Origin of the sequence: Streptomyces celluloflavus (assembly GCA_000720995.1) — a bacterium.
GTDB lineage: Bacteria > Actinomycetota > Actinomycetes > Streptomycetales > Streptomycetaceae > Streptomyces > Streptomyces celluloflavus.
Window position 1 is genome coordinate 1 of sequence record JOEL01000016.1, and the last position, 19,845, is coordinate 19,845.

A 19,845-nucleotide genomic window follows, 5' to 3' on the forward strand; every position below is an offset into this window, starting at 1 on the left:
CAACCTCACCGCCACCTTCTCCAAGGGCCTGGTCGACGCGCAGATCTTCGTGATCGACGTCGCGGGCGGCGACGACATCCCGCGCAAGGGCGGCCCCGGTGTCACCACCGCCGACCTGCTGATCGTCAACAAGACCGACCTCGCGCCCTACGTCGGCGTCGATCTGGAGGGCATGGCCCGCGACGCCAAGGCGCAGCGCGGCGAACTCCCCGTGGTGTTCACCAACGTCAAGTCCGAGGGCGGCGTCACCCCCGTCGCCGCCTGGGTCCGCGAGCGCCTCGCCGACTGGACCGCGGGCCCCGCATGACCCGCGTGCTCCCCGGGACGGCACACCCGCGGACCGGCGCCCCCACGGGGGCCGGTCTGCGGGGCACCGCCCGTATCACCGCGCGGGCCGACGGGGACGGCACCACCCGCCTGCCCGTCCTGGACGGCGAAGGGCCCTTCGCGCTGCGCCGCATCCGCTCGCACGGGGACCGGGCCCGGGTCTGCCTGGTGGGCGCCATGAGCGCCCCGCTCGGCGGCGACCGGCTCGGCATCGACGTCACCGTCGAAGCGGGCGCGGCACTGGGCATCACGGCCGCCGCGGCGACCGTCGCGCTGCCCGGCCGGACGCCCGGACACGCCACCTACGACGTACGGCTGACGGTGGCCGACGGCGCGCGGCTCGACTGGCTGCCCGAACCGCTGATCTCCGCCGCGGGCAGCGATCTGCGGATGACCACGACCGTCGAACTGGCCCCGACGGCCCGCCTCGTGCTCCGCGAGGAGCAGGTCCTGGGGCGCAGCGGCGAGCGGCCGGGCACCCTGCGCAGCCGGCTGACGGTCCGGCGGGCCGGCCGCACCCTCCTCGACCAGGAGACCGCCTACGGGCCGGGCGTCCCCGGCTGGGACACCTCGGCCGTGCTGTACGGCCGCCGAGCCGTCGGCCAACTCCTCGTGGTGGAGCCGGAGTTCGATGCCAAGCCCGTCGAGGTGCGGCTGCTGGGGGACGCGGACGAGCGCGGCGGCGCGGGCGCGGGGCAGGCCGTGCTGGCACCGCTCACCGGTCCCGCCGCGCTGGCCACCGCCATCGCCCCGGACGCGCTGCGGCTGCGGCGCCTCCTGGACGAGGCCGCCCGGGGCGTCGCGGCGGGGTGAGGGAGGGCGCCGGCCCGGCGCCCTCGTCCCGTCACACCTCCAGTTCCGCCTCGACCCGGGCGAGGCGGTGCCGGGCCAGGGCGAGGTTGGCGCGCTTGCGGTCCAGCACCAGATAGAGGAACAGACCGCTGCCGTTCTTTCCGGTCACCGGGCGGATCAGGTGATATTGCGAGGTCAGCGTGATGAGCATGTCCTCGATGGTGCCCTGGAGTTCCAGCATTTCCATGGTGCGCATTTTCGCGCGGACCACATCGGTGTTGCCGGCCGCGGCGATATTGAGATCCAGGGCGTTGTTGTCGCCGAGCGTGGCGAGCGCCATTCCGCTGGTGTAGTCGACCAGGGCGACACCGATGGCGCCTTCGACGGCGGACATCACTTCGGTGAGCGCGGTTTCCATATGAGCCATGGCAGATTCGTACCTTTCGGTTTTCCGGGCCTTTCCCGGGGAGTGCGGCAGGAGGGGCGGGGCGCCGCCGGGCGGGGAACGGGGCCGCCGGGGCCGGGTCACTGCCGCGGGGCGGCGTCCACCAGCGCGCCGATCCGCGCGGCGGCCCGCCGGGCCTGGTGATGGAGCCTTCCGACGTTGGTGTCGGGGCTCGCCACGGCGGTGAGGACCGCGTACCGGCCGGCCGCATAGGCCGCGACGTACCCGTTCGCACCGCGCGTGAGGGATTCCTCGAACGCCCCCTGGCCGGTCGCCTCGGTGAGGCGTTTGGCCACCCCGATGGCCGCGGCGGTGAGCGCGGCCAGACCGTCCGGTTCGATGTCCCGCAGATCGTGTGCGATGACCATGCCGTCGGCGCTGGCCACCATGCCGCCCCGGAGATGGCGTACCTGATCACGCAGTGCGTGTAATTCTTCCCGTACCCGGGGTTCGATCGTCATCAGTCTCCTTTTCTCGGCACGCTTTCTGATGACGTGCCTCATGGCCGGTACCCGCGGCGGTTCACAGGTTTTCCTCCAGCGCCGTACGCAGTCGGACAAGGAGGGCAATATCCGGATCGGCGGTCTCGAACAATTCCGGTACCGGTAACTGCCAGGTCGGTGCGGGCCGTTCACCGGAAGCGGCGGGCCGCTCGGCCGGGCGGGCACCGGGGCGCCGCCGGGGCAGGGCCCCCGCCGGCCCCCGGGGCAGGTGGACGAGCCCGGCCGCGGCGAGCCGGCGGATGTCGAGCAGCGTCACGAAGGCCGACAGGCCCAGCACGCGGGCGAGTTCGTACGGGGTGCTCCGGCCGTCGGCGCTCGCCAGCAGCCGCCGCTGCCGGCCGGTGGCGGCGGCGCCCGAGCGGGGCGGTTCGACGGGGACCACCGGGCAGGTGTCCACCGTCGCCCACGGCTGCCACCGGTCGAGCAGCGCCCGCCGGTGCGCCGTCGCCCGCTGGAGCGCGGCGGCGCTGACGCGGCGTACGACACCCAGCCAGTGGACGGTGCCCGGGGTGAAGGAGGTGGCCTCCGGCGGCAGCGGCAGGGCGAAGAACGCGGCGTCCAGGAGGGCGGCGAGATGGCAGAGCTCCAGTTCCCCCTGCGTCAGCCAGCCCTCGCCGACGAGGTACCGGGCCCCCGCGTGGTGCGGACCCGCGGTGGTGCGGGCCGCCTCCCAGCCGTGCGCGGGTACCTTGCCGGACACCCGGAGCCGGGCGTCGAGCCCCGGTGCGGTGCCGCCCTCGACGCAGTAGACCGCGCCGTCGAGGAGGTAGAAGCAGCCGTGCGGGCTGCGCAGGGCGCCGGTGACGTGCTCGGCGGCGTACCGGTCGAGCAGCCCGGCCGACGCGGGCGGGCGGTCGGGTATCGGCAGGCCCATGACTGTTCCTTCACCGTTGGTGCCGTGCGGCGTTGGTGCGGTGCGGCCGGGCGCGGCCGGGGCGGCGGCGGGCTGTGCGGCGGGCATCCGGGTGCGGGCGTCGCCGTCAGCCCGAGACCAGACCGGCCGCCAGCTCGCGCAGCCGCAGCCGGGCGACCGCGAGATTGGCCTGTGCGCGGTCCAGCCAGAGGTAGAGGTACGTCTGGCTGTCGAAGGCCGTGTCCACGAAGCGGATGAGGTGGTAGCCGCCCCCGGTCGTGATGATGATGTCCTCCAGCGGCGGGCCGGTGGTGCCCGCGGTGTCGAACGTGGCGTTGCGCGCCACGGCCTGGACCACATCGGCGGTGTCCGCGGCGGTGGCCTCGTGATCGGCGTGCGGCGCCCGCCCGGCCGTACCGAGCGTCAGTCCGCTGGTCCAGTCGATCAGGCCGGCGCCCAGTACGCCGGGGATTCCCATGGCTTGGGACAGCACCTGGTCGATACCCGGCACGGGGGAGCTCCTTCTCGACGGTGGGGACGGGAGTGCGTCGGACGGGCCGGCGCCGGACGGGTCCGTGGCGGACCGGGCCGCGGTGCCGGCGACGACGCCGACGGGCGCTCCCTCGTGGCAGTGGGTGGGAGAGCCTGCACGGAAGGTTAGGCATCCGCGGGTGACGCGCACATGCCTTCAGAGATTGTGCGGGGCAATTGACGTGTTCTCGCCCTCCCGGTGCCGGGGCCGCCCGGACGGCACCCGCGGTCGGCTGCCAGGAGGGTCATGGACGGCCGCCGCAAGCCCACGCGGCGGCCCACCACGCGGTATGCGGCGGCGGGGCGCGCACCACGGCGCCGCGCCGCGCGCCGCGCCCGGCGGATACGCGGTGACCGGCCGCGCATCGACTTCCGGCCGACTTCGTCGGAAGCGGTTGACCCGGGCACACCCCACCGGGAGAGACGACCGGGGCCGGGCGGCGGTGCGCGGACAGCACGGAGCGGCGCCGCTCCTGGGGGAGAGCGGCGCCGCGGTCTCGATGACCCGGAGGGTCAGCCGTTGCCGGGCGTCACCGAACCCAGCATCGCGGCGATCACCGAGCGCCAGTCCTCACCCGGCCGCTCGGCCAGCTCGGCGGCGAGCGTACCGGCGCGGTAACGGCGGCGGTGCAGCAGCTCGGGCGCACCGGGCGCGGCGTCCGCGGTGTGACGGATCTCGCTGCCGCTGCCGAGAAGCCGGACCAGTTCGGCCGCGAAGGCATGCCACTCCACATGGCCGCCGACGGCGTTCACCACCCCGTCCACCGGGCGTTCGGCGCAGTGGGCCAGGGCGCGCGCCAGCGCCGCGGCGTGCACCCACGGCGCCCCGTACCAGCCGAGCTCCGGCGACGGCAGCTCGATCGGCGCACCGGCCAGGGCGGCCTGGTACAGCTCGCCGGTCGCCCCCCAGCGCAGCTGGTCACGGAGCCGGGCGTGCGGCCCCCACACGATGGGCGCGCGCAGCACACTCGCCCCGCCGCGCCCCTCCTGGCCCGCGGCGGCCAACACCAGCCGCTCGCAGTCGAGTTTGGCCCGCCCGTACCCGGTGAAGGGCTCGGCGGGCGCGGTGTCCTCGGCGACATCGACGACCGGCGGCTGCCCGTACGCGTCCACGCTGCTGACGAAGACGAACGTGCCCTGCCGCCAGCCGTCCAGCAGCGCCCGCATCGCCGCAAGGTCCACCTCGGGGGAGGTGAAGGTGCAGGCGGAGTGGATCACCGACTCGGCACCGGCCACCGCCGCCCGCAGACTGTCCAGGTCACCGAGGTCCCCCTCGGCCACCTCGACGCCGTCCGCCGCGACCAGATGCGCCGACTCCGGCCGGACCAGCGCCCGTACGGGACGGCCGCGCGCCGCCAGTTCGCGCAGGACGAAGGCGCCGACGCCGCCGGTCGCCCCGGTGACCAGGACCGTCCCGGGACGGGCCGCCGCACGCCGGACGGCTCTGGGGGCGGCGGCCTCGCGTTCCCGGGCACGCGCGTCCAGCAGCGCGGTGAGCGCCCGCGGGGTGCGGTGCTCCATCACGTCGAGACCGGTCAGCGGGAGGCGGAACCGCTCGCGCAGCCGCTCGGCCAGCCGGACCGCCAGCAGGGAGTGCCCGCCGAGCAGGAAGAAGTCGGCGTCCGGCGCGGGCTCCTCGCCCAGCAGCGCGCCGAACGCCTCCAGAACGGCCGGCCCCCGCGCGCCCAGTGGCACCTCCGCATCCCGCGGGGCCCCGGGCAGCCGCCCGTGGTCCACCGCCCCGTCCGCCGTGCGCGGCAGCGCGTCCAGCACCGTCACCGCGGCCGGGACCTGTTCGGGTGCCAGCCGGGAGCGCAGCGCGATCCGCAGCTCCTCCGGGACGGGCGCACCGGCCGGGCCCGGCACCACGTACGCGAGCGGCGCCTGGCCCGTGCGCTCCAGCAGCACGGCCTCGGCAACCTCGGGACGGGCCAGCAGCAGCGCCTCGGCGGGGTGGACCGGCGCCGGGTCCGGCGCCACCCGCGCGGGGCGCGACAGCGGCCGGCCGGGGTCCGCCGCCACCTCCGTCAGCAGTGTGGCGAAGGTGCGCAGCAGCCGGTGGGCGGCCTCCTCGTCCAGCCGGGCGCGGTCGTACTGCACCAGGCAGCGCGGGGCGAGCCCGTCCCTGGCCTCCTCGATGTAGAAGCCGAGGTCGAACTTGGCGGTGCCCAGGTCGATGTCGACGGCTTCGCTCTCGGTCCCGGGCAGCCGCAGCGCGACGGGCTCCCGCAGCACATCGGCGGTGACCGACAGCAGCGGATTGCCGTCCCGGTCGCGGGCCGCGCCGCCCAGCCGCTCCACGATCAGGTCGAACGGCACATCGCGGTGAAGCTGCGCTTCCAGCATCGCGTCCCGGACCCGTGCCAGCAGTTCGCCGAAGTCCTCGGCGCCGGTCAGCTCGGCGCGTACCGGGAGCGTGTTGACGCAGAGCCCGACCAGATCGCGCAGCCCGGGGCGGTCGCGGTGGCTGCTGGCGCAGCCGAGCACCAGGTCCTCGCGGCCGGTGGCGTCCAGCAGCGTGGCGAACGCCCCGGCGAGCACGACCATGAAGAGCGTGGCGCGGTGCTGTGCGCCCGTCGCGCGCAGACCGTCCAGGACCGCGGGCGACAGCGGTTCGGCGAGCACCCGGCCCTGCCCGCGCGGTACGGCACCGGTCTGCGCCGACGGTGCGGGCAGCGGCACCGGGCGGGCCCCGGCGAGGCGGGTGAGCCAGTACTCCAGACCGTTTTCGAGCGCCGCCGCGTCCGCCTGCTCGCGGCGGGCGTAGTCGCGGTACCGAGGGGCGGGACCGTCAAGACCGGTCGGCGCGCCGCCGTCGGCCGCGGCCCGGTAGAGCGCGCCGAGCTCCCGCCCGACGACGTCCAGCGAACCGCCGTCGATGGCGATGTGATGCAGCGTCAGGACGACGGTGTGATCCTGCGGTGCGTGCCGTACGGCCAGCGCGCGCAGCACCGGTCCGGTGGCCAGGTCGAAGGGGCGGGCGGCGGCCTCGTACAGCTGGCGCCCGACGTCCTCGGCGGCGTCCACCACCTGGACCGGCACCGGGGCGGGGGCGTCGATCTCCTGGTACGGCTCGCCGTCGTGCTGCCCGTACCGGGTGCGCAGCACCTCGTGCCGCTCGGTGAGCGCGGTCAGCGCCCGGGAGAGGGCGTCGACGTCGAGCGGGCCGCGCAGCCGGGCGGCGAACGGCACGTGGTACCGGGCGCCGCCCTGGCCGAGCCGGTCCATCAGCCACATCCGGCGCTGGGCGTACGAGAGCGGCACCGGGCCGCTCTCGTCGGCGGCGGACGCGGTGGCACCGGCGTCGGCCGCGGGGGTTTCGGCACGCCGCTTGCGGGCGAGCCGGAGCAGCGCCTCCTGGCGGGCGGCGTCGTCGGGGGCGGTCGTCATCGGTCTGTCTCCAAGGCGTCCGGGGCGTCCGGGCCGGCCAGGACGCCGGCGCGGGCGTCGGTGTGCCGGGCGGTGTCGTGCGGGGCTTCGCCGGGGGCGTCCTCGTGCGCGGCCAGCAGGGCCGCTTCGACGAGTTCCGCCTGTCCGGCGACGGTGGGGGCGGTCATGAACGCGGTGAGGGTGAGGGGCACGCCGAGGTCCTCGCGCAGCTCCTCGACGACGCCCAGCGCCAGCAGCGAGTGGCCGCCCAGGGCGAAGAAGTTCGCGTCCGGCCGGGTCACTTCGAGGTCCAGCGCCTGGCTCCACAGCTCGGCCACGGCCTGCTGGATCGGGGACAGGGCGGCCGTCGCGGGCGCGGGATCCGGGCCCGGTGCGGCGGCCGGGGTGTCACCGGCGGACACCGTGCGGTCGGCCAGCGCCCGCCGGTCGATCTTGCCGGTGCCGGTCAGCGGCAGTTCCGCCACCACCGGCCAGGCGTTGGGCACCATGTGCGGCGGCAGCTGACTCTCCAGATGGGCGCGGAGCGCGGCCGCGTCGGGGGCCGCGCCGTCCGCCGGGACGATGAAGGCGATCAGCCGCGCGTCGTCGGGCTGCGGCCGTTGGACGACCACGGCCGCGTTCGCCACCTGCGGATGGGTGCGCAGTACATGCTCGATCTCGCCCGGCTCGATCCGGAAGCCGCGGACCTTGACCTGGTCGTCGACCCGGCCGTGGAAGTCCAGGACACCGTCGGGGCGGGCGGAGACCAGGTCGCCGCTGCCGTAGATCCGCCCGGCGGCCGGATGGTCGCGGAAGCGCTCGGCGGTGAGTCCGGGCTGGCCGAGATAGCCCTGGGCGAGCCGGGGCCCGCCGATCCACAGCTCACCGCGGGCCCCGGCCGGCACCGGCTCGCCGTCCGCGTCCAGGACGAGCGCGGTCGCCCCGGCGCACGGCCGGCCGATGGGCGGCGGGCCGTCGCAGTCGGCGTCGGTGACCCGGTGGGCGGTGGCGAAGGTGGTGGCCTCGGTCGGTCCGTAGCCGTTCACCAGCTCCAGCCACGGGTGGCGGCGCAGCACCGCGCGGGCGTGCCGCGCGGAGAGCGCCTCACCGCCGACGAGCACACTGCGCAGCACGCCGAAGAGCGGCGACCGCCGTGCGACGAGGTGGTGGAAGAGCGCGGCGGTCAGCACGGTCACGGTGGCGCCCAGCCGCTCCGTGTCCCGGGCCAGACCGTCCAGCGAGAGCCGGTCGGCGGTGGAGACCGCCACCGCCGCCCCGGCGGCCAGCGGGCCCCACACCTCGAACGTGGCGGCGTCGAAGGTCACCGGCGAGTGGAAGAGCACCCGGTCGCGCGCGGTGAGCGTCACATAGTCCGGTTCGGCGACCAGCTCCGCGACGCCGCGCTGGGTGACGGCCACCCCCTTGGGGCGGCCGGTCGACCCGGACGTGAACATCACATACGCGACGGCGCCGGGGTCGTACGGCGCGAACGGGCCGAAGCGGTCGAAGGGTTCGAGCGGTTCGGCCGGGGCGTCGGGGCCGTCCGTCTCCTCGGAGTCCGGTTTGGCCTCGGGCAGCGCCAGTGCCCGGTCCTCGGGGATGCCCGCGGCCTCCAGCAGGGCCGGCTCGCCGACCGTGAGCACGGCGTCGGTGTCGGCGAGCATCGCGTGCAGCCGCGGCCGCGGGTAGACGGGGTCCAGCGGTACGTAGTGGCCACCGGCCCACCAGACGGCCAGCTGGGCGATGACGGTACGCGGGGAGTTCGGCAGCAGCAGGCCGACGGCGTCCCCGGGGCGTACGCCGCGGGCCCGCAGGGCAGCCGCGAGACGGCCGGCCTCCTCCATCAACGCGTGGTAGGTCAGGGCCGTTTCGGTGTCGAGGACGGCCAGGGCGTGCGGGGTGGCCCGCGCGTGAGCGGCCACCAGGCCCAGCGTTCCGGCGGCGGCCGGTCCGGGCGCGGGGCGGGGCGGGAGAGGACTGGGGGACGGGGACACGGCGGACTCTCTCTCGGAGACGGACATCTCACACACCTGCCGTGGCGGTGGCCCGCCGGGCATCCAGCAGCGCGGCGAGGCCGCGCAGATCGGGCTGGCGGAGCAGCTCCGGCGCCCGCAGCCGCACCCCGCAGCTCTCCTCCAGGGCCGCGAGCAGCCGGGCCGCGGCGAGCGAGGTGCCGCCGGCGTCCCGGAAGGAGCCGTCCAGGCCGATCGCCGTGCCGCCGCCCAGCACCTCCCCGCAGACCTTCAGCACCAGCTGCTCCGTGGCGGACCGGGGACCCTCGCCCCGGGCGGGCGCGGGCGCCGCGTCCGGCGCGTCGGCGGCCAGCAGCGCGGCCCGGTCGACCTTGCCGTTGGTATCCAGCGGGAAGTCCGTCACCTGCCGGACGACGGCCGGTACCGCCTGGGCGGGCAGCCAGTCGCGCACACCGCGCACCAGCTCCGCGGTGGCGGGCGGCTCCTGTCCCGGGTGCGGCTGCACGAAGGCGATCAGCTCGACGACTCCCTCGCCGGTGGTGCGGGCGGCGACCACGGCCCGCCGTATCCGCGGGTCGTGCTCGAACGCGGCCTCGACCTCGGCCGGTTCGATCCGCACCCCGCTCACCTTGACCTGGTCGTCCATCCGGCCGAGGAACTCCAGCACTCCGTCGGCCCGCATCCGCACCCGGTCCCCGGTGCGGTAGACCCGGTCGATACCGGTGCCGCCCTCGGCATCGGGGCCGGTCAGACCGGGCGGCGGGGCCACGAACCGCCGGGCCGTCAGCTCCCGGTCCAGATACCCCAGCGACAGCCCCGCACCGCCGATGCGCAGCTCGCCGGGTGTGCCGCGCGGGACGATCCGCCCCTCGTCGTCGGTGACGCAGACGGCCACCCCGGCCACCGGCGAGCCGATCGGCGGGGGAGTACCGGTGTCCTCGCGCCCGGCGTCGAGGGCGTGCATGGTGCTCATCACGGTGGCTTCGGCGGGCCCGTACGCGTTGTGCACCCGCGCGGTGACCTCCGGCGCGGGCCAGGTGCGCAGCCGGTCGCCGCCGACCACCAGATGCCGCAGCGCCGGGAGCGCGGGCCAGGGCCGCGCGAAGACCGACTCGGCGAGCGGGGTCGGCAGGACGGCGACCGTCACGCCCGCGCGCCGCCACCAGTCGGTGAGCGCGTCCGGGTCCCAGCGGACCTCCTCCGGCGGGACGCTCAGCCCGGCGCCGGAGGTCAGCGCCGCCCACAGCTCCTTGACGTGCGGGTCGAAGGAGACCCCGACCAGCAGGCTGTGGCGGTCACCGGGACCGGAGCCGATGCGCTCGGCGTAGCCGCGCAGCATCGAGGCGAGCGAACCGCCGCCGACCGCGACCGCCTTGGGCGTACCGGTCGAACCGGAGGTCAGCACCGCGTAGAAGGTGCCCTCGGGAACGGCCGGCGGCGCCGCGGCGGCCGGTCCGAACGCGGCGGTCACCTGCCCGGCGGCGTTGGCTCCCGCCGTCGGCAGCGCCAGCGCCTGCCGCTCCCCGGCCCGGTACGCCGCGGGCAGCAGCCCGGGGTCGCCGATCAGGCAGGGCACGCCGAGCCGCTCCGTCACCGTCGCCAGCCGCCGCTCACCGGGCGTCGGGCCCAGCGGCAGATAGACGGCGCCCAGCCGGGCCAGGCCGACGGCCACCGCGACCAGCGCGACGGACCGGTCCAGGCACACGCCGACCAGGTCACCGGGGGCCACCCGGCCGCGCAGCGCGTCGGCGACGTGCTCGGCCTGCTGCGCCAACTCGGCGTAGGTCCAGGACAGTTCGCCGTCCTCGACGGCCGGCGCGGCGGGGGTCTCGCGGACCCACCGGTCGAAGTGGCCGAGGACGTCCTCGGGGCGGGCGGGCGCGGCGGCCGGGCCGTACGCGATGCTCGGCGCGGGCAGCGATCCGCCCGGCGCTGTCGATGTGGTGCTCATGGTTCCTCTGTTCACGGAAGGCGCCGGGGGTGCGGCAGGGGACGGGACGGGGCGGGGCGTGCTCATCCCAGCCCCATGGCGCGCGCGATGATCACTTTCTGGATCTCCGAGGTGCCCTCGATGATCGTCATCATCCGGACGTACCGGTACAGGAACTCCAGCGGATGGCCCCGCACCCAGCCGGTCGCACCGTGCACGTGCAGCGCCCGGTCCACGACGCGGACCGCGGTCTCCGAGGAGGTCAGCTTGGCCAGCGCGGCGTTCTCCGGGGCCTCGGTGCCCGCGTCGACCAGCCGCGCGCAGGCGAGCGTCAGCAGCTTCGCCGCCTCGACCTCCGCACGGCTGGTGACCAGGTGCTCCTGCACATGCTGGTAGGCGCCGATGCGCTCGCCGAACGCCCGGCGCTCCCGGGCGTACTCGATGCCCTGGGCCAGCGCGTACTCGGCGATCCCGTTGCACATCGCGGCCACGACGAGACGCCCCCGGGAGAGGCTGTCGATGCCGTTGCCCATCGCGGCGCCGACCCCGTCCGCACCGCCGATCACGGCGTCCGCGGCCACCCGCGCACCGTCCAGCAGCAGTTCGAAGAGCGGCTCGCCCGACATCCCGTCATAGCGCTGGCCGATCCGCAGCCCGGGGTTGTCCGCGTCGACGACGAACGCCGTCGCCGCGCCCTCGACGGAGGCGATGACGATCGCGAAGTCGGCGCGGTCGGCGTTGCTGACGAAGGTCTTGCGGCCGTTGAGGACCCACCCGCCGCTCGCCTCGTCCCGCACGGCGGTGGTGGTGAGGTGGAACGCGTCCGACCCGGCGTGCGGTTCGGTGAGCGCCAGACAGCGCACCGCCTCACCGCGCACCAGCGGCACCAGATACGCCGCTATCTGCTCCGGTGTGCCGTGCCGCAGCAGCGGGCTGGGGCCGTCGGAGCCGGCCAGCGCGTACGGCGCGAGCGGGCAGCCGCTGCGCCCCGCGGCGTGGTGCAGCTGCACCACCGCGCTGAACGGCATACCGGAGCCGCCCAGCTCCTCGGGGTAGTCACCGGCGTAGAAGCCCAGCTGCGCCGAGCGGGTGCGGACGTAGTCGCGCAGCTCGGTGGGGGGCATATCGACGGTCTCCGGGAGCTCGGCCGCCAGCGGCACCAGCTCCTTGCGGAGGAACGACTCGAAGGCGTCGACCAGTTCGCGGTGGTCGGCCTCCAGGACCGACGACGGCGAGGAACCGGAGGACGTACGCGACGTACCGGTCGTGGCGAGAGGGGTGCTCATGCGGTGGCCTCCTTGACGGCGCGGGCCTGGTCGGCCAGGACGGGGTTCTGGAACAGCACGCGCAGCGGCGGACGGCTGCCGAGCCGGGGCTCCAGCCAGGCCGCCAGCTGGGCGGCCAGCAGGGAGTGCCCGCCCACCTGGAAGAAGTGCGAGGACGGTGTGAAGCGGTCGTGGCCGAGCACCTCCCGCCAGCCCTCGGCGACGAGCGCGACGGCCGGGTCGGTGTTCTCCGCCGCCGCGTCCTGGGCACCGGCCTGCCCGGCCTCCGGAAGGTCGGCCGCGGTCCGGGCCAGCGCCACCCGGTGCGGTTTGCCGCCCGCCAGGGTCGGCAGCGCGTCCATCCGTACCCAGCGGACCGGGACGAGCGCGGCGGGCAGCCGCCGGGACAGCTCGGTGTGCAGGGCCAGTTGGTCCGGTTCGGCGGCCGACTCCAGGAAGCCGATCAGCCGCGGTCCGGCGGCCGCCGTGGCGTCGAGGACCACCGCACAGGACTGGCCGCCGAGCACGGCGGACGCCGCCGCCTCGATCTCCTCAAGCTCGATGCGGTACCCGCGCAGCTTGATCTGGTGGTCCCGGCGGCCGAGGAAGCAGACCCGGCCGGCGGTGTCCCGGTAGCCGACGTCTCCGGTGAGGTAGACCCGCTCGCCCCCGAGGGCGTCCACGGTCACGAACCGGGCGGCGGTGGTCTCCTTGTCGCCGAGATAGCCCTCGGCCAGCCCGGCGCCCGCGATGGCCAGTTCACCGACCGCGCCCGCGGGCAGCGGCTGCCGCCCCGCGTCCAGCACATGCACCCGCGTCCCCGCCAGTTCGGTGCCCAGCGGCACCTCGGCACCGTCCGCCAGCTCCGCGCGGGTCACCTCGTGGACGGTGGTGGTGATCGCCGCCTCCGTCACGCCGTACGCGTTCAGCACGGTGGCGTCCGTGGCGTCCAGCAGCGCGCGCAGCGCACCGACCGGCAGCCGCTCACCGCCGAGCACCAGCAGCCGGGGCGCGAAGCGTCCGTCGGCCAGCGCCTCGCACAACTCCGCCCGTACGGCGAGGAGATAGCTGGTGGGCAGGTTGGCGACGGTGATCCGGCGCGCGGCCAGCATCGCGATCAGCTCCGTGGCGGTGGGCACCTCCCGCTGCGGCAGGACCAGGCAGGCACCGGCCAGCAGCGACGGCAGCACCTCCTCCAGCGCGACGTCGAAGGACGGCTGGGCGAAGAGCAGCACCCGGTCCCGGCCGGTCAGCGCGAACCGCTCGGCGGCCGCCCGCGCGTGCTGGGCCAGCGCCGCCCGGCCGACCACGACCGGCTTGGGCAGACCCGTCGAACCCGAGGTGTGGATGATGTACGCCGCGCCCTCGACGGATTCGCAGGCCACCGCGGCGGGGAAGTCCGGCCCGTCCAGCAGCGCGAGCGGCAGCCCCTCGGCGGGCAGCGCGAGCGCGCTCTCGCGGGTGGCGAGCACCAGCGCCGGAGCGAGCCGGCGCAGCAGCGTCTCCAGGCGCGTGGCCGGGTCGTTGGGGGAGAGCGGACAGTGCACGGCGCCGATGCGCAGACAGGCGAGCAGGGTGACGAGGGAGTGCGTACCGCGCGGCAGCACGGCGGCCACCGGCTGCCCCGCCGTCACCCCGGCGGCGCGCAGCCGGTCCGTCAACTCCTGGACCGACCGGTCGAGTTCGCCGTACGAGAGCTGCCGGGCGCCGTCCACCACGGCCGGCCGCGCCGGGTCCTGCTGAGCCAGGGAGTCCAGGACGGCGGCCGTGCCGCCCTCCGCGGCGGAGTCGGTCGCCACCGTCTCGGCACCGCTGTCCTGGGAGCCTGCGCCCAGGGCGGCGAGCGGCGCGTCCGGCGTGTCCAGATAGGCGCGGAGCACCGCCAGGAAACGCCGCGACAGCAGCCGGACGGTCTCCTCGGTGAACAGGTCCCGGTCGTAGTCCCACACCAGGGTCATCCCCGCGGCGCCCTGCCGCTCCCCGATCACCCGCCGGTCGTCCGGGATCAGCACCAGGTCGAGGTCGAAGCGCGTGGTGCCGGTGTTGAAGCCCTCGTGCAGCGACACCTCCAGCTCCGGCACGTCGATCTCCGGCAGCGCCGCGTCGTGGGCGCTGAACATGACGCTGAACAGCGGGTTGTCCGCACCGCTGGTGTGCAGACCGAGCGCGCGGGTCAGCTCCTGCACCGGCACCTCCTGGTGCGGCAGCGCCCGGATGAGGGTGTCGGTGACATCGTCGATCGCGGCGCTCGCCCCCGACACCGGGTCCAGCCGCAGTCGCAGCGGGATGGTGTTGACGAACATCCCCACGGTCTCCTCGAACCCCCGCGGCCGGTTGCCGACCGCCGTACCGACGACCAGATCGGCGCGCCCGCTGTGTCGGCGCAGCACCTCGGAGAACAGCGTGAAGAGGGTGGAGAACGGGGTGTGCCCCTGGTCGCGGCTGTGCGCCCGCAGCCGTTCGGCGAGGTCGGCGCCGATCGCCTGGCGCAACTGCCCGCCCGCGTGCCGGCGCTGCGCACCGGGCCGGGCCAGACCGGGCAGCGGCAGGTCGAACGCGGCGTCGCGCAGTTCGGCCTCCCAGTGGGCCAGGCTCGCCCGGCGCTCCCGGCCGGCGGTGGCCCGGACATGCTCCTCGTACGAGCGGGCCGCGGGCAGCTCGACCGGTTCGCCGAGCCGCTGCGCCCGGTAGGCGGTGAACACGTCGCGCAGCAGGATCGCGAAGGAGTGCCCGTCGTGGATGAGGTGGTGCTCGACATGCACGATCCGGTGGTGCCGCGCGCCGAGGCGGGCCAGCCGCCAGCGCAGCAGCGGCGCCTCATAGGTGTCGAGGGGCGTCTCGGCCTCGGTGCGCAGCAGGTCCTGGAAGGCGGCCTCGGGGTCGGCCTCCTGCGAGAGGTCGACGGTGCTCAGGCGCGGGATACATCGTTCGCGGACCCGCTGCCCGGGTATCTCGCCGGACGCGGCGACGAGTTCGAGCCGCAGGCCGGCGTGGCGGGCGAGCGCGGCCGCCAGTCCGGCGCGCAGCGCGTCCTCGTCCAGTGCGCCCCAGAGGTCGAGAGTGGCGGTGAAGTTGTAGGCGCGGCTGCCGGGCAGCATCTGCTCGTGCAGCCAGACGATTTGCTGCGATGGGGAGAGCTCGAACATGGTCCATCCTTCGGTGGTGGATGTGGGGAGCTGCCCGCCTGAGGCCGTCGGTCGGACGGCGGGCGGCGGGGGGTGCGGGGGAGGGGCGGTGGCCCCGTGGGGGTCAGCCGGCCGCCGCGGCGGCATTGAGCCGGTCCCGCAGCAGCCGGGTCAGACCGGCGAAGGCGTCCTCGGCGCGGGCATCGGACGCGGCGTCCCGGTCCCAGGCCATCCGGACGAGCAGTTCGGTCCCGTACGAGACGGAGACCGCGAACGGCGCCTGGAGCGGCCGGCCGTCCACATGGATCTCGCGCCCGGCGGCGTCGCCCAGGGCGAGCGGCGGGCGCCGGTGCAGGTCCTCGAAGGTCAGCAGACCGTCCAGCGCACCGGACCAGGCGGCACCGGCGGTCCGGGCCGCGCGCACCACCTCGTCGAACGGGGTGTCGGCGTGGTCGAGATCGTCCCACCAGGCGTCGGCCCCGGCACCGGGGAGCGCCGGGTGGACGACGGTGTTGAGGAAGCAGCCCAGTACGGGCGGTGCGGCGGCGGGCCGACCGCCCCAGGGGTAGCCGAGCAGCGGGACCCGCTCCATCCCGTAGGGGTCCGTCCCGTGCAGGGCGCGCGCGATGCCGGCGCAGGCGTCGAGCAGTACGGGGAAGACCATGGCCCGGCCGTCGTGCGCTCCGGCCGGCAGCCGGACCTGGGCGGCGCCCGTCGGCCGCGGCGGCTGCGCGTCGGACGGGGCGGCGCCGGCGTCCTGCGCCGCCGCGCCGTCCGGGCGGGCCGCGGCCAGCCGCTGCGCCCAGTACGCGAGGGAGCGCGGTGTCGAGGCCCGTTCCTCGGCCGCCAGCTGCTGCTGGACCGCCTCCCGGTACCCGGCCGCCTCCTCGGCGACGAGCGCGGCCGGGGCGTCGCCGGGGCCGAGCCGGTCGCGGTAGGCGACGCCGAGATCCGCGCTGAGCCGGCCGAGCGACTGCTCGTCGCAGGCCACATGGTCCAGGGCGAGGGCGAGGAGCTCGGTGGGCTCCCCGGCCGCCGGGTCGTCGGCGAGGAAGCAGCGCAGCGGCGGCCCCTCGGCCGACCAGGCCGCCAGCGCCCGGCGCAGCGCGTCCGCACCGCTCTCACCGGGGCGCGGCCGCACCCGGCTCACCTGGGCCTCCGGCGCGGCCAGGCGCTGTACGGGCGTGCCGCGCAGCACCCCCGGCCGGGCGCGCAGCGCGGGGTGGACGGCGGCCAGATATCCGGCGGCGGCCCGTAGCTGGTCCAGGTCGACGGCGGCGCGGGGGAAGGCGAAGAAGAGCGGGACGACATCGGGCCGGCCGCCGGGGGCCAGCCGCCGGGCGAGCAGGAACCGCCGCTGCGCGCCGGTGACCGGCAGCAGATCGGCGGGCTCGCCCGCGCCCTCGGCCGCGCGCCGGTAACGGGCGCGGTACTGGGCCGTGATGGAGGGGGCCGCGGGGGCCGTGCGGGTATCGGTGCCGATGCCGGGGTGGTGGGTGTGCACGATGACCTCTCTCGCGTCGTCGTTGACGCGGGGGTTCCGGCGGACGTTCTCGCGGGGCGCGGAAGCAGCCAGCGGGGTACGGGATCAGGTGGTGACGGACGGCGGGCGGGCCGATTCGTCCGCGGGGTCGGGGTCCGTCCCGTCCGCGGCGGCGGGGTCGGGCTCGGCAGGGGGAGCGGCGTCCTGGTCCGGGTCCGGCAGATCACGCATCCGCCGCAGCGGTGAGAGCAGCAGCGGCAGCGGTACGAGGAGGAATCCGGCCGCGCACACCCACACCGCGGCGCGCGGCCCGGCCGCCCCGGCGATGGCGCCGCCGGCCAGCGCACCGAGCGGCATGGTGCCCCACACCATGAACCGCAGCGTGGCGTTCATCCGGCCCAACAGCGCGTCCGGGCAGAGGAGTTGACGGAAGCTCACCTGGGCGACGTTGTAGACGACCGCGCCGAAGAAGACCGCGGCGGAGGCGACGGCGAACCAGATGGCGGCGGCGCCGCGGCCGGCCAGCGGCCACAGCAGCGCGAACGGTCCGGACACCACGGTGGCGAGCCAGATGACCCGGGCCTGTCCCACCATCCGCGCGATCGGTCCCGCGCACAGTGCCCCGGTCAGGCCGCCGACGGCCGAGGCCGACAGCATCAGGCCCAGCACACCGGGCGGCAGGCCGAGTTCCCGCACCAGGAAGACCGTCTGGACGGACACCAGCATCGCGGAGAAGAAGTTCGCCACCCCGGTCGAGACGGCGATCATGCGCAGGAGGGGGTGGCGCAGCACGAAGGCCAGGCCCTCCTTGATCTGCGCGCCCAGGGATACGCCCGGGACGGCCTCGGGCCGCGGCTCGCGGGTGCGGATCCCGCGCAGGCACACCGCCGATACGAGATAGCTGACCGCGTTGGCGACGATGGCGGCCGGGGCGCCGAGGATCTGCACCAGGGCGCCGCCGAGCCCGGGGCCCGCCACCTGCGCGGCCGAACGCGCCGTCTCCAGCGCCCCGTTGCCGGAGACCAGATGCTCCCGGGGCAGCACCCGCGGCAGATAGCTCTGGTGCGCGACGTCGAAGAAGACGGTCGCGACGCCGGTGACGAGAGCGACCACATAAAGCTGAATCATCGTCAAAACATCGAAGGCGGCGGCCAGCGGCACACTGCCCATCGCCACCGCCCGGACCAGGTCCGTACGGATCAGCAGCGGCAGCCGTCGCATCCGGTCGACCCAGGCTCCGGCGGGCAGTCCGATGAGGAGGAACGCGGCGGTCTCGGCGGCGGTGAGCAGTCCGACCTGGAAGGCGGGGGCGTGCAGTCCGATGACGGCGACCAACGGCAGTGCCACCAGGGTCACTTGGGTGCCGATCTGGCTTACCGCCGCTCCGGACAGCAGCCACCGGAAATCGCGGTGTCGTAGGAGACCGCCGCGGGCTGTGGGCCGGCTGGCGGCTGGGGAGGAGGTCACATGGGCAGACATTTGGTGATGTAGAGGGCCTGGTCAAAACGGCAGACCTCTTTCCGGACAGCTTGCACCGCATACCGGACGCTCCAGAATGGTTTTGCGATGAACGGTCCGTTCTCTGCGGGCAAACGGCACTTGGCGGCATGCGGCCCGGTGGCGCCCGTGACGTGACGGGTCGTCGGGTTTCCGGTCATCGAGCGAATGTCTTATTCTCGTTCTCGGCAGTATAAGGAACTTGTCAGCGCTGGTGACTTGAGATGCGGAGTGTGTTAAAGCCGCGACTGCCGTACCGGGATTCGCGCCGCGGGCGGTGCCCGAAGCCCAAGAAATCGCCACCCGGCAGCGGTTGGGAATCGCGGGAGAAACAATCCGGGACTTTGGTCCCGGGTCGCAGGGCGTTGGTCCTCTATTGGCCCGGTCCGGCTTGTGAAAGCGTTCTGCGCTGCCTGATCATTGTTTTCGGGGGCACGCGCCGGAATGCGGCGCGGCAAAACGCCGCTGCGGGAGAGGGGTTGAGGTGACCGCGTCCGTGCTGATCGTCGACGATCAGGTCCTCATCAGATCGGGACTGCGGCAACTGGTGGGCGCCTCGCCCGCGTTCGAGGTCGTGGCCGGAGACGGTGCCGAGGCGGTCGCGCAGGCCAGGGCGCACCGGCCCGATGTGGTGCTGATGGACGTCCGGATGCCGCGGGTGGACGGCGTCGCCGCCACCGCGCAGCTGATGCGCTTCGCGGCTCCGCCGAAGGTGCTCGTCCTGACCGGTTTCGATGTCGACGACCGGGTGCTGGACGCACTGGAGGCCGGGGCCTGCGGTTTTCTCTTCAAGGACCTCACGCCGTGGCAACTGGAGACGGCCATGCGCACGGTGCTCGCCGGCGGCCGGGTGATCGCCCCCGCGGTGCTGGACAGCCTGGTGCGCCGCGCCACCGGCCCCGCGCGGAGCGGGGCCGTACCCGACGGGCTCGGCCGGCTCGGCGGCAGCGAGCGCCGGGTGCTCGCGCTGATCGGGTCCGGGCTGACCAACGCCCAGATCGCCCGCCGGCTGCATCTGTCGCAGGCGAGCGTGAAGACCTATGTCTCCCGCGCGCTCGCGAAACTCGGCCTGGACAACCGCACCCAGGCGGCCATTCTCGCGTACGAAGCGGGCCTGGCCGGGACCGAATGCGGGTGGGACACGGACGCGGTCTGAATCCTCTCCGGAAAAATCCGGCCGCCCGCCGGGACGGAAATGCCGTGCACGCACAGGAGAAAAACCATCTTCCGGTGACACCGGACCCGACTTTTCCCGGACGGAGGGCCGGGCGCGCCTCCCCGGTATGGGCGGCGAGTCCCATGAAAGAGCCCATGAAGAAGAAGTTGAATTCTGTCCGAAAAGGCGGACGGGGCCGGCCGTCCGCACCCGGCCGCGGCCACTTACGCCCGTCCCGGCCGCGCGACTGGCGCCTGACGACCCGTATGACCGTCGGCCTCGCGCTCCCCGTAGCGCTCGCTCTCGGCCTCGCCGTGCCCCGCGTCACCCACTCCCTGGACCGCGCCGAACGGCTCGCCGGGGACGGGACCACGGTCCGCCTCGTGCTCTCCGCCACCCGGCTCGCGCACGCGCTCCGGAACGAACGCGACCTCGCCGCGCGCACACCCGGCCGGACCACCGACGGCGTACGCACCCACCGCGCCGTGACGGACCGGGCGCCGGCCGATTTCCGGACCCGCGTCGACCTCGCCGCTGCCGGGCTCCTGTGTCCGGCGGCGCGCTCCCGCGCCGGGTCCCCCGCCCGACGACGCCCG

Annotated in this window: 15 protein-coding genes; 3 read left to right on the plus strand and 12 right to left on the minus strand. The window is 75.1% G+C overall.

What is annotated here, in order from left to right:
* The coding region (locus tag IH09_RS17105; RefSeq protein WP_275126261.1) for a GTP-binding protein at positions 1-307 on the plus strand (307 nt) is incomplete at its 5' end.
* The gene (locus IH09_RS17110) at positions 304-1,140 is read left to right on the plus strand and encodes an urease accessory protein UreD (RefSeq protein ID WP_052857152.1); all 837 of its coding nucleotides are present in this window, start codon (positions 304-306) and stop codon (positions 1,138-1,140) included. The genes IH09_RS17105 and IH09_RS17110, both read left to right, overlap by 4 nt.
* A 31-nt stretch (positions 1,141-1,171) precedes the next feature.
* Here the strand turns inward: IH09_RS17110 and IH09_RS17115 are convergent, their stop codons facing one another.
* From IH09_RS17115 to IH09_RS39100, 12 genes are all read right to left on the minus strand, one after another.
* Positions 1,172-1,546, minus strand: coding sequence for a roadblock/LC7 domain-containing protein (locus IH09_RS17115; protein ID WP_052857153.1), 375 nt, complete (start codon positions 1,544-1,546; stop codon positions 1,172-1,174).
* A 98-nt stretch (positions 1,547-1,644) separates the two neighbouring features.
* Positions 1,645-2,025 (minus strand): roadblock/LC7 domain-containing protein, encoded by a 381-nt coding sequence (locus tag IH09_RS17120; protein ID WP_052857154.1) that lies wholly within the window; start codon positions 2,023-2,025, stop codon positions 1,645-1,647.
* A gap of 61 nt (positions 2,026-2,086) precedes the next feature.
* The gene (locus tag IH09_RS17125) at positions 2,087-2,941 is read right to left on the minus strand and encodes a hypothetical protein (protein ID WP_052857155.1); all 855 of its coding nucleotides are present in this window, start codon (positions 2,939-2,941) and stop codon (positions 2,087-2,089) included.
* Positions 2,942-3,047: 106 nt separating this feature from the next.
* On the minus strand, positions 3,048-3,431 hold the full coding sequence (locus IH09_RS17130) for a roadblock/LC7 domain-containing protein (protein ID WP_052857156.1): 384 nt from the start codon (positions 3,429-3,431) through the stop codon (positions 3,048-3,050).
* A 533-nt stretch (positions 3,432-3,964) separates the two neighbouring features.
* Complete coding sequence (locus tag IH09_RS17135; protein WP_052857157.1) at positions 3,965-6,841, minus strand: condensation domain-containing protein; 2,877 nt, start codon at positions 6,839-6,841, stop codon at positions 3,965-3,967.
* On the minus strand, positions 6,838-8,742 hold the full coding sequence (locus tag IH09_RS17140) for a non-ribosomal peptide synthetase (RefSeq protein ID WP_318279477.1): 1,905 nt from the start codon (positions 8,740-8,742) through the stop codon (positions 6,838-6,840). The genes IH09_RS17135 and IH09_RS17140 overlap by 4 nt, the downstream gene beginning before the upstream one ends.
* Before the next feature lie 100 nt (positions 8,743-8,842).
* The gene (locus IH09_RS17145) at positions 8,843-10,744 is read right to left on the minus strand and encodes an amino acid adenylation domain-containing protein (protein WP_052857158.1); all 1,902 of its coding nucleotides are present in this window, start codon (positions 10,742-10,744) and stop codon (positions 8,843-8,845) included.
* 62 nt (positions 10,745-10,806) lie between these two features.
* Positions 10,807-12,009 carry an acyl-CoA dehydrogenase family protein gene (locus tag IH09_RS17150; protein ID WP_052857159.1) on the minus strand — a complete coding sequence of 401 codons (1,203 nt, stop codon included), beginning with the start codon at positions 12,007-12,009 and terminating at the stop codon, positions 10,807-10,809.
* A complete protein-coding gene (locus tag IH09_RS17155; RefSeq protein WP_052857160.1) occupies positions 12,006-15,134 on the minus strand; it encodes a non-ribosomal peptide synthetase in 3,129 nt (1,042 codons plus the stop codon). The genes IH09_RS17150 and IH09_RS17155 overlap by 4 nt, the downstream gene beginning before the upstream one ends.
* 103 nt (positions 15,135-15,237) lie before the next feature.
* Entirely contained in the window at positions 15,238-16,617 is a 1,380-nt protein-coding gene (locus tag IH09_RS17160; RefSeq protein WP_205379854.1) for a condensation domain-containing protein, read from the minus strand.
* Positions 16,618-16,701: 84 nt separating this feature from the next.
* Positions 16,702-18,075 (minus strand): MFS transporter, encoded by a 1,374-nt coding sequence (locus IH09_RS17165; RefSeq protein WP_052857161.1) that lies wholly within the window; start codon positions 18,073-18,075, stop codon positions 16,702-16,704.
* A complete protein-coding gene (locus IH09_RS39100) occupies positions 18,060-18,254 on the minus strand; it encodes a hypothetical protein (protein ID WP_172450367.1) in 195 nt (64 codons plus the stop codon). The genes IH09_RS17165 and IH09_RS39100 overlap by 16 nt, the downstream gene beginning before the upstream one ends.
* A 323-nt stretch (positions 18,255-18,577) precedes the next feature.
* Between IH09_RS39100 and IH09_RS17170 the strand changes: the two genes are divergently transcribed.
* Positions 18,578-19,249 (plus strand): response regulator, encoded by a 672-nt coding sequence (locus IH09_RS17170; protein WP_052857162.1) that lies wholly within the window; start codon positions 18,578-18,580, stop codon positions 19,247-19,249.
* Positions 19,250-19,845 lie beyond the last annotated feature (596 nt).

Excerpts from the sequence above, each read along its gene's own strand:
- IH09_RS17110 (WP_052857152.1), top strand. The coding sequence starts at position 304 with ATGACCCGCGTGCTCCCCGGGACGGCACACCCGCGGACCGGCGCCCCC.
- IH09_RS17115 (WP_052857153.1), bottom strand. The coding sequence starts at position 1,546 with ATGGCTCATATGGAAACCGCGCTCACCGAAGTGATGTCCGCCGTCGAA.
- IH09_RS17120 (WP_052857154.1), bottom strand. The coding sequence starts at position 2,025 with ATGACGATCGAACCCCGGGTACGGGAAGAATTACACGCACTGCGTGAT.
- IH09_RS17125 (WP_052857155.1), bottom strand. The coding sequence starts at position 2,941 with ATGGGCCTGCCGATACCCGACCGCCCGCCCGCGTCGGCCGGGCTGCTC.
- IH09_RS17135 (WP_052857157.1), bottom strand. The coding sequence starts at position 6,841 with ATGACGACCGCCCCCGACGACGCCGCCCGCCAGGAGGCGCTGCTCCGG.
- IH09_RS17145 (WP_052857158.1), bottom strand. The coding sequence starts at position 10,744 with ATGAGCACCACATCGACAGCGCCGGGCGGATCGCTGCCCGCGCCGAGC.
- IH09_RS17150 (WP_052857159.1), bottom strand. The coding sequence starts at position 12,009 with ATGAGCACCCCTCTCGCCACGACCGGTACGTCGCGTACGTCCTCCGGT.
- IH09_RS17155 (WP_052857160.1), bottom strand. The coding sequence starts at position 15,134 with ATGTTCGAGCTCTCCCCATCGCAGCAAATCGTCTGGCTGCACGAGCAG.
- IH09_RS17165 (WP_052857161.1), bottom strand. The coding sequence starts at position 18,075 with ATGTCTGCCCATGTGACCTCCTCCCCAGCCGCCAGCCGGCCCACAGCC.
- IH09_RS39100 (WP_172450367.1), bottom strand. The coding sequence starts at position 18,254 with ATGACCGGAAACCCGACGACCCGTCACGTCACGGGCGCCACCGGGCCG.